The organism is Cellulophaga sp. F20128 (genome assembly GCF_023015805.1).
GTDB lineage: Bacteria > Bacteroidota > Bacteroidia > Flavobacteriales > Flavobacteriaceae > Cellulophaga.
The window spans coordinates 23,168-38,469 of the sequence record NZ_JALKBA010000006.1 but is presented as its reverse complement, the minus strand read 5'-3'; the positions used below and the strand labels follow the sequence as shown (position 1 = coordinate 38,469).

Below are 15,302 nucleotides of genomic sequence, written 5' to 3'. Positions count from 1 at the left end.
CCTTATCAATTTTGATAAGGCTTTTTTGTTTCCTAAATATTGGAAAAAAGAAAAAGCCTTCGCGTTAACGAAGGCTTTACTTTTTATTGGTATTACAATTCTTTATTCAGCTTTATCAACCACAAGCCTTTCTGCGCGATTTGCAATTTCCCAAGCGGTATAGAAAACTAGTCTTGATCTATTTTCTAACAAGTCGTAATTTATCTTATCTGGAGTGTCACCAGGTTGGTGGTAATCATCATGAGTTCCGTTAAAATAGAAAATAATAGGAATGTTATTTTTAGCAAAGTTGTAGTGATCACTTCTGTAGTAAAAACGGTTTGGATCGTTTTCATCATTGTAGGTGTAATCTAACTCTATGTTCATATACTTTGTATTTACTTCTTCTGATAAGTTGTGTAATTCACTACTTAATTTATCAGCGCCAATAAGGTATATGTAATTTCTGTCGCCCTCACGTTTAGGATCTATTCTACCAACCATATCAATATTTAAATTGGCTACGGTTTGCTCTAGAGGAAAGATAGGGTCTACATCCGTATAGTGTTGTGATCCTAATAGTCCTTTTTCTTCAGCAGTAACATGTAAAAACACTACAGAACGTTTTGGTCCATTCCCAGCTAATTCTGCAGTTCTAAATGCTTGCGCTATCTCTAATAAAGCAACTGTACCAGAACCATCATCATCTGCACCATTATTTATTTCGCCATCTTTATTTATGCCTATATGGTCTAGGTGAGAAGAGATTACCAAATATTCGTTTGGTTTTTCAGAACCTTTAATAACGGCAACTACATTTTCAGATTTTACATCCGTGTTTCCACTTACTAAATTTAGTTTTAAATCGGTTGCAATTGATTTAGGGGTATGTGTAGATGCAATATCTTTAACTAGGGTACTTGCTAAATTAGAACCAACTAATAAGGTTGCAAAACTATTAGGAGTTGCAGGCTTTAAAGAAACTCTTTCTCTACCACTTTTCTGCATTCGTGCAAAAAACTGTTGGAATCTAGGAAATAAATTTTCATCATAAAAAATAATGCCATTTGCTCCTTTTTCTTGAGCAAGTTCAGCGCGTTTGCCCAAGGCATCTGATTCTTTACTCCAATCCGATTGCTCGGTTGAACCAGATAATACATACGTACCATCGGCCTTTTTAGGCTCTCCTGTTTTTGCGAATACTATTTTACCCTTAACATCTAAGTTACTGTAATCAGAATAGGAACCTTCTTCGATGCCGTACCCCACATATACAATGGCATCATAATTGCCTATGGCTGCTGTAGTGGATACATAATCTTCTCCTAAAACATAATCTTTACCGTTAACAGTTAATGTGCCTGTTGGTAGTTTAGAAATTTCTAAAGGAACATCTTGGAAATAGTCTCCATCTGCCTTGGCAGCCTGTATTCCTAGTTTTTTATACTCATTTCTTAAGTATTCTATCGCTTTTTTCTGTCCTGGTTTTCCAGCCTCACGACCTTCAAATTCATCAGAAGCATAGATGTATAGGTGCGTTTTTAATTCCCCTTCTGTAATTGTTTGTGCATATGTAGTTGGATTTACTGCTACAGTTTTGCTAATTTTTGAGTCGCTTGTTGTCTTCTGTGTAGAATTACAGCTTACAGCCAATGCTAAGGCTATAAATGCTATTTTTTTCATATTAAATAATTTATTTGTTCTTGTCTTTGGAAAAGTACTAAAAAAATGGGAATTAATATACTACTAGGGTGTAGACTAAGGATAAATTATACATCTTTCAATTTTATTGAACTATTGTTTGAAATTGACATTTTAATCCGCTATTTATGTAATGATAAGAATTAATTTATGGCAATTAAATAGTGTGAAAAACCGATTATAAGGTTAAAATTGTAGTCTGTTTCCATTATATTTATCCTATAGCTTTAAAATGACGCAATAAAACACACAATTATCCTCTTTTTTAAATGTTTTTTATGTTGTTATTTTAAGGATTAATTAAACCTAAACTTTATGAAATTAAAAAATTCTACCACCATCATTTACACCGCGGTTTTTTTGCTGCTCTTTAGTGTGAAAATTATGGCTCAAAAAACCACCGACAGACCAAACATATTATTTATTTTTTCGGATGATCATACGTCGCAATCTTGGGGGATTTACGGCGGAATCTTAGAAGACTATGTTCAGAATACAAACATAAAACGAATCGCAAATGAAGGTGCTATTTTAGAAAATGTATTTTGCACCAACTCTATATGTACGCCTAGTAGAGCCAGTGTTTTAACCGGACAGTACAGCCACATGAATGAAGTGTATACCCTTAGCGAACCTTTACCTACTGGTCATCCTAATATAGCCAGAGAGCTTACTGAAAGTGGTTATCAAACCGCCTTAATTGGTAAGTGGCATTTAGTAAAACAGCCAGAGGGATTTGATTATTTTAATGTGCTACCGGGGCAAGGTAGATATTGGGATCCTATCTTAAAGGAAAAAGAAAATTGGGAAGATGGTTATAGTAGTGCCAAAGGAAAAGTATATAAAGGATTTTCTACGGATGTGATTACAGAGTTAACAATAAACCATCTTAAAGAAAGAGATAAGAGCAAGCCTTTTATGATGATGTGTAATTTTAAGGCAACCCATGAGCCTTTTGAATATCCTGAAAGATTAGCACATTTGTACAAAGACCAAGACCTACCAGAACCAGCTTCTTTATTCGATTTTGATAAAAGTGTGACAGGAAGAACTTTTAAAGGCCAAAAATTAGAGAATTTAGCCGAACGATGGAAACAAGCTACGGAGAATCCTGATAAATTTTGGACTTCATACCCTGGGTTGCCTTATCCTTTAGACGGATTAGATAGTATAGCAAAACGCAAAAAGATTTATCAAAAATTTGTAAAAGATTTTTTACGTTGTGGGGCTGCCATTGATGATAATATTGGTAAACTTTTAGATTATTTAGAAGAAGAAGGTATCGCTGACAATACGGTGGTTGTCTATACGGCCGATCAAGGTTATTTTTTAGGGGAACACGGTTTTTTTGATAAGCGGTTAATTTATGAAGAGTCATTACAAATGCCTTTTGTTATCCGATATCCCAAGGAAATTAAAGGAGGAAAACGAATTGATGATATTATTTTAAATATTGATTTTGCAGCGCTATTGGCTGACTATGCAGGTATTAAAAAGCCGAAATTTGTACAAGGCGAGAGTTTTAGAGAGAATTTAAAGGGAAATACTCCTCAAAACTGGAGAACGCAAATGTATTACAGATACTGGTTGCACACCCCAGACAGACCCGCACATTTTGGCATTCGAAATGAACGTTACAAATTAGCATTGTTTTATGGTCAGCCTTTAGGAAAGAAAGGTACGTCTATGGAAACGACAGCTCCTCAATGGGAATTTTATGATTTGGAAAAGGATCCTAAAGAAGGCTATAATGCAATTCATGAAGCAGAATATGCCCTCATCATTAAGAAAATGAAAAAAGAACTTGTTAAAGAGCGAAAAAAATATAAAGATTTAGATAAGGAATATCCAGAAATGCAAGCTATTATTGAATCAGAACTTTAGTACAGCTAACCAACCTCAAACGGTATAATTTACTACAAATAGTATGGCAAATAAGTATGTGCAACTCGATCGTAAAGATACTGTAATAGTAGCTTTACAGGATATGTTTGCGGGAGAAGAAGTAACTGTTAAGGGAGAGCTATTTTTTTTAAAGGAAGATATTAAAGCCAAACATAAATTTGCTTTGGTTGATTTTAAGATAGGGGATGAAATTTATATGTATGGTGTGCTTGTGGGCAAGGCAACAGCATTCATAGCCAAGGGATCTACCATAACAACCACAAATGTGGTCCATGCATCTACCTCCTATGAAGTGGAAAAAAGCGGATTTAATTGGAGCGCACCAGCCATAACAAAATATAAAGACAAAACTTTTAATGGGTACCATCGGGAAGACGGAAGTGTAGGTACAGCCAATTATTGGCTTGTTATTCCAATGGTTTTTTGTGAAAACAGAAACTTAGATGTCATTGAAAGCGCCATGTCTGAAGCCTTGGGGTATATTGTAAATAAGGATTTTAATGTAGATACACAGGCCTTAATTAATCACTACAAAAATGGGGCAAGCACCCAAGAATTATTAGACTTATCTATTGTACAAACCAAAGAAGAGGAACAAAAAAATAGAGTATTCCCTAATGTAGACGGTATTAAATTTTTAAGACACAATGGCGGTTGTGGGGGTACCAGAGATGATGCCACTACCTTATGCAATTTACTGGCAGGCTACATTACAAATGCCAATGTTGCGGGAGCAACCATTTTAAGTTTAGGTTGCCAAAATGCAGAAACTTCAATTTTACAAAAAGCCATTGCGCAAAGGGATCCTAATTTTTCGAAACCGATACATTATTTAGAGCAACAGCAAAGCAAAAACGAACGTTCTTTTATTGAAGATGCTGTTAAACTTACATTTACAGGTTTAATACAAGCCAATGAAATAACCCGGAAACCAGCCCCTTTATCAAAACTAATTTTAGGCTTGGAATGTGGTGCATCCGACGGGTTTTCTGGAATTTCAGCAAATCCTGCTTTGGGCTACGCTTCGGACCTATTAGTAGCCTTAGGAGGTTCCCCCGTATTATCAGAATTTCCGGAATTAAATGGGGTGGAACAAGAATTGTTAAATCGATGTGCTTCAAAGCCTTTAGCTGAAAAATTTTCAAGCTTAATGAGAGCCTATTCAAAAAAGGCCATTGCCGTTGGTTCGGGCTTTGATAAAAATCCGTCACCGGGGAATATAAAAGACGGCTTAATTACGGATGCTATGAAATCTGCTGGTGCAGCCAAAAAAGGAGGTACCTCTCCAATTGTAGATGTTTTGGATTATACAGAGAAAGTCGCCACGGGAGGTTTAAATCTACTTTGTACACCAGGTAATGATGTAGAGAGCACTACGGGCTTGGTGGGTTCTGGATGTACTGTGGTGGTCTTTACCACTGGTTTGGGTACACCCACTGGAAACCCTATTGCACCCGTAATTAAATTATCTAGTAATACGGCCCTGTTTAACAAGATGAATGATATTATAGATATCAATGCCGGTACTGTAATAAGTGGTGAAGATTCTATACAAAGTATGGGAGAGAAAGTGTTAGATCACCTTATAGACATCGCTAGTGGAAAAACAATGGCAAAAGCAGTTTTAAAAGGTAACAATGATTTTATTCCTTGGAAAAGAGGGGTATCACTATAAAAAAACAAATGAGTACAAACACCCCATACCCTTTGCTAAATAGGAAACAAGTAGTTGCAAAAAGCTATCCCATTAAAATTTTACAATATGGCGATGGAAATTTTCTTCGTGCCTTTATCGATTGGATGATCCAGGAGATGAACAAGACGGTAGCTTTCAATGCTGGCATTCTTATGCTTAAAGCGAGAAAAGGTGCAGGACAAATCCCCCTCTTTAAATCACAAGATTCATTGTATACGGTATGCCTGAACGGAATAAAAAAAGGAGCTGTACTAAGTAACAATGTCCTTATAGATGCTGTTCAAGATACACTAAGCCCTTATAGTGATTTTTCAACCTATTTTGAGCAAGCAAAAAATCCTGATTTGCGTTTTGTGTTCTCGAACACTACAGAAGCAGGAATTGTGTATACCAAAACCGATCAATTAACAGATACGCCACAAGAAAGCTTTCCAGGGAAACTAACCGCCCTTTTGTACAAGCGTTATCAGTTTTTCAATGGACAAGCAGATAAGGGGCTTATTGTTATTCCCTGTGAGTTGGTGGAGGACAATGGCAGCCAGTTGCAAAATATCGTTTTAAAACACGCCAAGAACTGGAAGTTAGAGGAAAATTTTATAGTGTGGATCACCACAGCTAATGTGTTTTGTAATACCTTGGTAGATCGAATTGTCCCGGGATATCCAGCGAATAGAAGTGCTGAAATCACTAAAGCATTGGGGTATAAGGATCAATTGCTTGTTGAAGGGGAACAGTTTCATTTGCTGGTGATAGAAGGACCAGATTTCGTTGAAAATGAATTTCCGGCGAAGGCGGCTGACTTAAATGTGATTTTTACAAAAAATTTGCAACCGTACCGGACACAAAAAGTGAAAATATTAAATGGCGCCCATACATCTTTGGTACCAGTAGGTTATTTGGCTGGTATAGACTATGTGCGACAAAGTGTTGAAAATAAAGTTGTTGGTGAGTTTTTAAGACAGGCTATGTTTCAGGAAATTTGCCCTACACTAGATTTACCACAAGCAGCCGTTCTAGATTTCGCTAATGACGTGTTAGACCGTTTTAAAAACCCATTTTTAGAACATAAACTTTTAAGTATTTCCTTAAACTCAATTTCAAAATACAAAACTAGGGTATTGCCTTCGGTGCTAGATTACCTAAAAAACACTGGAGAATTGCCCAAACGATTAACCTTTTCCTTGGCAGCTTTGATTCGTTTTTACAAAGGGGATAGAAACGGAGTCCCAATTCCATTACAAGATGATAGCTCTGTTTTGACCTTCTTTACGGAAGCTTGGTCTACATACGCAGGAACAGAGGAAAGCATGTTTGTTTTGGTTACTGCAGTATTGTCTAACACTAGTTTTTGGGGACAAGATTTAACAGAAGTTGAGGGATTAGCTGCCCAAGTAACTTCCTATTTGTTTCAGATTGAAAAAGAAGGAATTAACAATGCAATTTTACAGTTTTAACAGTGGCACTAGGAAGAATTAAATGTATGAAGAAAAGAATAGGTGTTGTACTACTTATAAGCGTGGTACTATGGAGTTGTTCTCCTAAAAAGAATAACAACAAAAATGAAGGAGTTGTCGGTAATCTCGCTACCATGTCGGTACAAGGTGAAGGAGCATGGTGGCTTGCGAGACACGAGGCAATTCTAAGTAATTTGAAGAAAAACCCAGAGCTAATTTTATTGGGAAATTCTATCTTTCATTCTTTAGATAACGAAGATCGTACTCCAGTATGGGAGCGGTACTTAAATAAATACAGCACCGTAAATATGGGCATTTCTGGGGATCGGACAGAAAACTTGATTTGGAGGTTAAACAATGGGTTACTAGAGGATATTAACCCAAAAGTAGCCGTCTTGTTAATTGGAACTAATAATACAGATGGCAATCATTATTTAACGATTAGTACTCCAGAAGAATTGGCAGATGGTATTTCTACAATATGTGAGATTGTAACTGAAAAACTGCCAAATACTAAAATTGTGATTATGGGCATTTTGCCCTATGGCTATAAACCAAACCATAGAAATACGGTGAATAAGGAAACAAACGCCCTTATTTCTAAATTTCCTAAAAAGAACAAAAACTTGACCTATATTGATATTAGTTCGACCTTTACAGATAGTCTTGGGAACGTTAAAAGAGTGTTGATGCCAGATTATCTACATCCTAACGCAGAAGGTCATATGCAGATGTTTACGGCTTTAGACAGCATCATTAGCGGTTTAATGGTTGCTAAGTAGTACAGGTCCCTTGTTAGTAATCACTATAAATACGACTTAGTGCACTAAAGTAAGGAAATTTATAAATTAGCCGACTGTTACAGCGGATTCCTAAGGATTGACAATTTATAATGGAAAAATATAGTGAAGCTTTTACGAATGCATTTGTAGGCACCATAAATTGGACGTGGAAGTCTATTGTTTTTGATGTGCCGTGGTATACCAATTACTTTTGGGGACTTATTCTTATTTCACTGTTTGTTTGGGGCTTAGAAATAGGATTTCCTTGGCGCAAACAACAGGCTATATTTCGCAAAGATTTTTGGTTGGATTTTTTCTATATGTTCTTTAATTTCTTTCTGTTTTCTATTGTAATCAGTGGTTTTTATAAAATTTTAGCTGTGTTCTTCACAGATATCAGCATTACAGCAAAAAGTCTAGCGTTGATCAATATTTCGGAATGGAATGCATGGTTGCAATTGTTGGTTTTCTTTATTGTCTTAGACTTTGTACAGTGGTTTACCCATGTGTTATTGCATAAATTTCCATTTTTATGGAATTTTCATAAAGTGCATCACAGTGTTAAAGAAATGGGATTTGCCGCACATTTACGGTACCATTGGATGGAGAATATCCTTTACAAACCTTTGAAAACATTTGGCGTTATGATCTTAGGCGGATTTGAACCAGAACAGGCATATATTGTTCACTTTTTTGCGATTGCCATCGGCCATTTTAACCATTCCAACATCAAAATAACATGGGGCCCTTTAAAATACATCTTAAATAACCCGGTGATGCACTTATACCATCATGCGTATACCTTGCCAGAAGGCAAATACGGTGTTAATTTTGGAATTAGTTTAAGCCTGTGGGACTATATATTTAAAACCAATTACATTCCAGAAGATAGTGGAACCATAGCGTTAGGGTTTGAAGGCGACGAACAATTTCCAAAAGATTTTGTACATCAAAATATATATGGCTTTGGCCGTTATAAAAAGGGGGAATAACAATATTTAGTGCAGCTCTGTAGTATCTTTTAAAACTTTATAGGAAATATTGATTTTTTTTACACCCCATTTTTTTGCTTTTTTTACATCAACACCCATATAAATGTCTATTCTGTTTCGCCATTTGGAATGCATTTTATCTTTCACCAAAAAAATACCAGTAAAGCCGGCTAATTTTACCTCTGTATTTCGTTCAAGTCCCAAAGCCAATAAGTCTCTAGAAACTGCAATGCATTGCATTCCAGGTTTAAGACTATCTCCCCAAGCGGCAATTTGTGGCTGTGATGATGTTTGGTAGGCCAAGGAGTTATAGGCCGTTGCTCTAACCTTTATTGTTTTCCAAATATAGGGGCTATTTTTCTCCTCCTTGTTTTTAGTAGTACAAGAGAAAAGAATGCAACAAAAGAGTATAAAAAATAGTTTTTTTATCATTAAATAACGTAAAGGTTGACAAATAAATATACGTTATTTTTTACAATGTGGTTAATCTGAAACAATTGGAAGAAAATAAACCCACAGCAATTACTGTGGGTTTGGGTGCAATAAAAATGCCGTTTTTAAAAAGTAACGGAAACTTTGGCTTTTATAAAGAATGGAGTTCCTGGTGTAAAATGAATTTCGTCTACCGCATTGTCTTCATCAAACAACCTTGTTTCAGTAGCAAACTGACTTTCGTTCCACTCCGTATCAAACATATTCTCTACTATAACTCCATAAGTCCAGTTTTTAGTATTGTAGTTGATATTAAAATCTGTTAAAAAATAGCCAGAAGCCACAATAGAATTGTCTTCATTAGCAGGTCTATCCTTCACATACCTGTAGCTTAAGGCACCAGAAAATTTGGATAAATTTTTAAAAGTAATACCTCCTACGGAAGTTAAAGACGGTGCTAACGGAATATAATTTTCTCCATCTGGGTCTTCTGTACTTCGGGCATGGGCGTAATTAAGATCACTAAACAAATAAAAATGATCGGATAGATTGTATCTAAATCCTACATCTATCCCATAACGTTGTGTTTTACCACTGGGTTCTACAATTCCTGCATCACCTACATAGACAAACTCCTGCTCTAAGAACAAACTCCATAAGGAGGCATTAATCAATAAGTTAGATGATGGTTTCAAAAGTACACCTAGATCATTACCAAAAGCAGCGGGTAATATTTCCCTGCCAGTATTGGCTGTAACCACCCGGGTATCATTAGAATGAAATCCAATACCAGATTTTAAGAATAACTGCACCTTATGAGAAGCTGCATAAATAAAATTTAACTTGGGACTAACAAAAGCTTTGTCTTCACTTTTACTGGTATAAACCTCAGGGATTTTATCAACATAATCATTCTTAAAATAATCGATGCGAACACCAGGGTTAATGGTCCATTTGTTTCTTTTGTAGGTAGCATTGATAAAACCATACATATTTACTTCATCAATATCTCCTAAGGCAAAGGTTTCAAGGGTTGTTTTTCTGTTTAGGGTATGTGATAGTTCTACATCAGTTATAGCATCATATCGAAACCCAGAACCGGCCTCTAGTTTTAATTGGGAGTTGTGATCACCAATATGAAAGCTGCGTGCATAAACAGATTCTGCTCCAAAAATACTACGCGCTTCCTTTTGTTTGATCTGATCACCGTTTATGGGGTCTTCCAAGAAGAAAGTAAAGTTAGAGAACAACTCAAAATTATAATTAGAAACATAGGCTTTAGAACTTAAGGACTCGTGCTTGTTATACTGCTTCGTATGATTAAACCATAGGTTAGACCTACTTGTTTTACCGCCCTCGGTATCGTCTATAGCTCCAAACCTGCCAATAAGACCTTGGTCCACAGCTCGCTGAGGTATTTGTCCGGAAGCGTCCCATTTGCTTTGAAAATGACTGGCAGTAATAGTGAATTCTTGGTCTTTATAATTGTTAAAATTGTAACGCCCCATTAGGTTTATCCTATTAAAATTTTGGGGTGATTCAAAAACACCATCCGTTAACACCAACTCAGACGCTAGGTAGGCATTGTTTTGATCTTCTTCCAGTAATTTTAACATGCTTACCGCACGTAAGCTGTTAAATTGACCCGCTTCTACAGAAATCAAGTTTTTGTCTAGTTTTTTCATTGTTTTTAGGTTCACGTATCCCGCGGTGTTAAAGTTGCCAATATTGGCATAATAGGGACCTTTTCCAAAATCTATATTGTCTACTGTTTCTGGAATTATAAAGTGCATATCGGCATACCCCTGTCCGTGCGCATGCGATACCATATTTACAGGCAAACCGTCTACGCTTATGGCAATGTCTGTACCATGATCAATATCGAAACCTCGTAAAAATATTTGTTCAGCCTTGCCACCACCGGCATGTTGACCAATAATTAGCCCAGGTACTTTACGCAATATTTCTTGTGAAGATTTCACCGGATTTGCCTTGACATCAACATTTAAAAAGGTACTCAGAGTATTTACTTTAGAAACCAAAACTACTTGATCTAAAGACACCTCCGTTTCTTGCATTTGTATTGATATGGTACTATTTAAATCGCGCTCTGAAATTGTAATTTGTTTGGTAGCATAACCAAGATTGTAAAAGAAGATGGTATCATTTTCTGAAATATCATCCAATTCAAAATAACCAGATACATTGGAGTAAGTGTAGCTACCTGTTGTTTTATTATAGACACCAACACCTTCTAATGGTGTGCTTTTATCTGAAATTATGGTGCCGTTTAATTCATGAGCCTGTAGGCTAATAAAAGTGGCAAGAAATAGATATAATAGGATATAATTTTTCATTTATTCGTTTTTTTATAAGCGTATGCCGCTATATACACTTTAGATATAAAGCATATCAGGATACTGAGAAATAAAGAATGTTAATGAGCTATAGGCATACATAAGCCTACATTATAATAGCATTCTTTTTTAAACTAATTGTTTTTCTGTTTTTTAAATTAAAAACAGCTGTTAGGCGTCTATGCTTTGTGGAGGTTTATCCAGAGATGTCAAATAACCGTTAGAGGTTTTATCTGGACTTCTATAAAAAAAGGAAATTGTTGGCGTAGTGTGTTTTATTACTGTAAAATAGAACTGATTTACAATGTGTTTATCAATAGAATTGTCATAAACGAATGTCGCTGTACCACTTGTATCAGAAGCTCCAAAAAGATCGTTAAAAAAGGTGATAAACTGGTGTTCGTGTGTGCCTTCACTTAAATGAGAATGAAGGGTTGTTGAATTTGTATGTGTATGCGAGTGATGATGGTTAATCGTCGTTGAGGTATCTATAACATGAGCAATGGCGTGTAGTCCACTTTGTATTTGGTTTTGCAGCGGATGAAGCACATACAATAAGCCAATGCCAATGGCTATGGATTTGATGATATGTAGTTTTATGCTTCTCATTTTTTGCTTTTCAGCTCTTAAATCTATTATTTATAAATGTGTAATTCTGCAGGAATCAAAACTATAAAAACTTATACATTCTTACCGTACTAACGAGAAAATCTTTCTTAGGGTTTTAAAAAAGTTTAAAAGAGTATCAATTTTAATGGGGGTTATTTCTAAAATAGGTTGTTAATAAGGGGTTTCGGCCATAAAAAGGATGCTGTAAAAGTCAGAAAAGGGGTCTAATAAACTTATCTTGCGCAATATTTTGAAAGCATTCGCAAATTATTTATAGCTGAAATGTCTGACAATATGGTGAGGCATTAACTTAAAAAACACAATGTTTAAATTAATTTTAAAAAGAACAATGATTACAATTATTGCTATAGTTTGTTTGCTCATAATTGCGTATTTTCTATTTACCAGTTTCTATCCAAGTTTTGGGGGTTCTATTTCCATAGAACGTCAACTTACATACCAACATTCAAAACAATTTGACAATGGAAAATTTAATAATACAAAACCAGTTCCAAAGGACCTGAGTTTTAAGGAAACCTTAAATGTTGCCTATGCATTTTTTACAACCAAAGTACCCAACGCTAGGCCAAAAGAAGATTTAAAAGTCACAAAAATAGACACTAGTAATTTGGCAAATTATTCGGGGAAAACGCGATTGGTTTGGTTTGGACATTCATCTTTTTTATTGCAAATAGAAGGGAAGACTATTTTGTTAGATCCAATGTTTGGCAAGGTCGCAGCCCCACATCCGTTGTTGGGGGGTAATCGGTTTAATACAGAATTTCCCATTGCAATAGCAGCCTTACCTCAAATTGATGCGGTAATCTTTTCACATGATCATTACGACCATCTAGACTATGAGACCATTGTAAAAATAAAGGATAAAGTGGGGCACTATTAAGTACCGTTGGGATTGGGAGTGCATTTAGAGGCTTGGGGCATATCTGCCACTAAAATAACAGAATTGGATTGGTGGCAAGAAACACAGTTTAAAGACATCACCCTAGTATGTACCCCTGCGCAACATTTTTCAGGAAGAAGTTTTAGTAGTGGTCAAAGTACGCTATGGAGTTCTTGGGTGATACAATCTAAGAACGATAATATCTATTTTAGCGGTGATAGTGGCTATGCACCACACTTTAAAGAAATTGGGGATGCCTATGGTCCTTTTGATATTGCCTTGCTAGAATGCGGACAATACAACCAAATGTGGTCAGATATTCACATGATGCCAGAAGAAACCGCACAGGCAGGCATTGATGTACAGGCAAAGAAAATAATGCCTATACATTGGGCGGGATTTAAATTGGCTTTGCATGAATGGACAGATCCTATAACTCGTGTACAGGCAAAAGCGAGCGAATTGAATCTAGAAGTAATTACCCCAGAAATTGGAGCAGAAATAGTTGTAAAAGACACAATAACTACCTTTTCTCCGTGGTGGAAAGGGCTGTAATTACGTTTTATAGGGATTAAAAGGATTCAGCACACTAAATGATATCGTGTGAATTTAAGAATTAGAAGAAATAGGGTATGGCAAAGACAGGAAGAGAAAAAAACACCTCTAATAAGGCAAAGCATTCTAAGTTAATGGCACAGAAGATTAATAAAAAGAAAAAAGAAGAAGCTTTACGGAAAGAACGCCTTAAAGCTATTATTAAAAAAGCACAAGAGAAAGGGGAGTGAAAGCATAAGGTAAAGGCTGTACGTCTAAAGTAGGGTGGTTTCCAAAGCACCTATAATAGAACAACGAGCTCTTCGCTAAAGGCCAAAGGTGGCTGCCTCAGCACAGCGCTCACCATCCATAGCAGCTGAAATTATACCACCAGCATAGCCTCCGCCTTCGCCACAAGGGAATAAACCTTTAATTTCTGGATGCTCTAATTTTTCATTTCGAGGAATATTTACTGGCGATGAGGTTCTAGATTCCACTCCTATAATATTCGCTTCAGCCGTATAATACCCATTCATTTTATCCCCAAAAGCTTTAAAACCGCCTCGCAATCTACTTCCTATTAGTTTTGGCAATAGGGAGTGTAGGGGAGCCGACTTTAGGCCAGGTTGGTAGGAGGTTTCATTTAAATTGGTTGATAACTTACCATCTACAAAATCGGTTAAACGTTGTGCTGGAGCAACTTGACTTCTTCCTCCAGCCGTAAAGGCCAAACGTTCCAAATCCTTTTGATACTCCAATCCCTTTAAAGCTCCAAAGTGGTTGTATTTGGGGATATCTTCATCAATATTAATTTCTACGACAATCCCAGAATTTGCAAAGAGGTTATTGCGCCTTGAAGGTGACATTCCGTTTACAACGACCTCTCCTGGAGCAGTTGCTGCCGGTACTATAAAACCGCCGGGACACATGCAAAAAGAATACACCCCTCTATCTTTTACCTGTTCTACCAAACTATAAGCAGCTGCAGGCAATAATTCATTACGATCCCCGCTGCAATGGTATTGTATACTGTCTATAATGTGTTGTGGATGTTCTATCCGTACCCCCATAGCAAACGATTTTGCCTGTAAGGCAATCTCTTTTTTATGCAATAGGTAATAAATATCTCTGGCAGAATGTCCAGTGGCCAGAATAACGCTGTTTACCGCCATTTCATTACCATTTTCCAAGACAATGGCTTTTAGGGTGTTGTTTTTGATGTCGAAATCGACCACCTTGGTATCAAAATGTACTTCACCACCATGTTTTATAATGTTTTCCCGAATGTTTTGCACCAATTTTGGTAGTTTGTTGGTGCCAATATGTGGGTGGGCATCTACTAAAATTTGTTCTGTGGCGCCGTGATACACCAAGTTTTCAAAAATCTTGCGTACATCCCCGCGTTTAAGACTCCGAGTGTATAGTTTCCCATCCGAATAGGTGCCGGCACCACCTTCACCAAAACAGTAATTAGAATCTTCGTTTACAATATGCTCTTGGTTAATGGCTTTTAAATCGCGCCTTCTATCTTGTACGTTTTTACCGCGTTCTAATACTATGGGTCTAAATCCTAATTCTAAGCAGCGTAAGGCGGCATACATACCGGCAGGACCAAATCCTATGATATGTATTTCTTTGGCATTGGAAACATCCTTATACTCAAACGAATATTTGTTGCTTTCTGGTGCAGGTTCTTTGATGTATACAGATACTTTATAGTTAAAATAAATGGTAGACTTACGGGCGTCAATAGATTTACGGGCTACTTTTACAGCTGTAATTTCTTCAATTGGAATGCCTAAATATTTTGCAGCTTTGCGTTTTAGAATTCCTTCTACCGGCTCTTCTAATAATGTTGTTCTAAGCTGAATGTTTCTTACCATACTGCAAAAATAGTCGATTTAATAGAACTTCTATTTTCTGTCTTTAAATAAATTACAATATCTTTAGCTACAGCTAG

General features: G+C 36.4%; 11 protein-coding genes and 1 pseudogene. 7 read left to right on the top strand and 5 right to left on the bottom strand.

The genetic code is table 11. From position 1 onward, the window contains the following. Nucleotides 1–102: 102 nt before the first annotated feature. The gene (locus MWU65_RS07775; RefSeq protein WP_247076708.1) at nucleotides 103–1,662 is read right to left on the bottom strand and encodes a M28 family peptidase; all 1,560 of its coding nucleotides are present in this window, start codon (nucleotides 1,660–1,662) and stop codon (nucleotides 103–105) included. Between the two features lie 333 nt (nucleotides 1,663–1,995). On the opposite strand from MWU65_RS07775, the gene MWU65_RS07770 reads away from it, so the two are divergent. The 5 genes from MWU65_RS07770 to MWU65_RS07750 all read left to right on the top strand — a co-directional run bounded on the left by MWU65_RS07770 (nucleotide 1,996) and on the right by MWU65_RS07750 (nucleotide 8,509). After that, nucleotides 1,996–3,564 carry a sulfatase gene (locus tag MWU65_RS07770; protein ID WP_247076706.1) on the top strand — a complete coding sequence of 523 codons (1,569 nt, stop codon included), beginning with the start codon at nucleotides 1,996–1,998 and terminating at the stop codon, nucleotides 3,562–3,564. A gap of 43 nt (nucleotides 3,565–3,607) precedes the next feature. After that, the gene (locus tag MWU65_RS07765; protein ID WP_247076704.1) at nucleotides 3,608–5,260 is read left to right on the top strand and encodes an altronate dehydratase family protein; all 1,653 of its coding nucleotides are present in this window, start codon (nucleotides 3,608–3,610) and stop codon (nucleotides 5,258–5,260) included. A gap of 8 nt (nucleotides 5,261–5,268) precedes the next feature. Next, on the top strand, nucleotides 5,269–6,735 hold the full coding sequence (locus MWU65_RS07760; RefSeq protein WP_247076702.1) for a tagaturonate reductase: 1,467 nt from the start codon (nucleotides 5,269–5,271) through the stop codon (nucleotides 6,733–6,735). Between the two features lie 26 nt (nucleotides 6,736–6,761). Further along, on the top strand, nucleotides 6,762–7,517 hold the full coding sequence (locus MWU65_RS07755) for a GDSL-type esterase/lipase family protein (RefSeq protein WP_247076700.1): 756 nt from the start codon (nucleotides 6,762–6,764) through the stop codon (nucleotides 7,515–7,517). A 110-nt stretch (nucleotides 7,518–7,627) separates the two neighbouring features. After that, nucleotides 7,628–8,509: a sterol desaturase family protein gene (locus tag MWU65_RS07750; RefSeq protein ID WP_247076698.1), complete on the top strand. Its 882-nt coding sequence runs from the start codon at nucleotides 7,628–7,630 to the stop codon at nucleotides 8,507–8,509. A 6-nt stretch (nucleotides 8,510–8,515) separates the two neighbouring features. Here the strand turns inward: MWU65_RS07750 and MWU65_RS07745 are convergent, their stop codons facing one another. The 3 genes from MWU65_RS07745 to MWU65_RS07735 form a co-directional block, all read right to left on the bottom strand. Then, a complete protein-coding gene (locus tag MWU65_RS07745; RefSeq protein ID WP_247076696.1) occupies nucleotides 8,516–8,941 on the bottom strand; it encodes a 3D domain-containing protein in 426 nt (141 codons plus the stop codon). A 125-nt stretch (nucleotides 8,942–9,066) separates the two neighbouring features. After that, the gene (locus MWU65_RS07740) at nucleotides 9,067–11,298 is read right to left on the bottom strand and encodes a TonB-dependent receptor plug domain-containing protein (protein WP_247076694.1); all 2,232 of its coding nucleotides are present in this window, start codon (nucleotides 11,296–11,298) and stop codon (nucleotides 9,067–9,069) included. 171 nt (nucleotides 11,299–11,469) lie between these two features. Further along, the gene (locus MWU65_RS07735; protein WP_247076692.1) at nucleotides 11,470–11,907 is read right to left on the bottom strand and encodes a hypothetical protein; all 438 of its coding nucleotides are present in this window, start codon (nucleotides 11,905–11,907) and stop codon (nucleotides 11,470–11,472) included. A 322-nt stretch (nucleotides 11,908–12,229) separates the two neighbouring features. Here MWU65_RS07735 and MWU65_RS07730 point away from each other — a divergent pair. Together MWU65_RS07730 and MWU65_RS07725 are read left to right on the top strand one after the other, a co-directional pair. Further along, nucleotides 12,230–13,363 (top strand): annotated as a pseudogene (locus MWU65_RS07730) (MBL fold metallo-hydrolase). A gap of 77 nt (nucleotides 13,364–13,440) precedes the next feature. Then, complete coding sequence (locus tag MWU65_RS07725; RefSeq protein WP_247076690.1) at nucleotides 13,441–13,593, top strand: hypothetical protein; 153 nt, start codon at nucleotides 13,441–13,443, stop codon at nucleotides 13,591–13,593. 75 nt (nucleotides 13,594–13,668) lie between these two features. Here the strand turns inward: MWU65_RS07725 and MWU65_RS07720 are convergent, their stop codons facing one another. After that, a complete protein-coding gene (locus tag MWU65_RS07720; RefSeq protein ID WP_247076688.1) occupies nucleotides 13,669–15,225 on the bottom strand; it encodes an FAD-dependent protein in 1,557 nt (518 codons plus the stop codon). Nucleotides 15,226–15,302 lie beyond the last annotated feature (77 nt).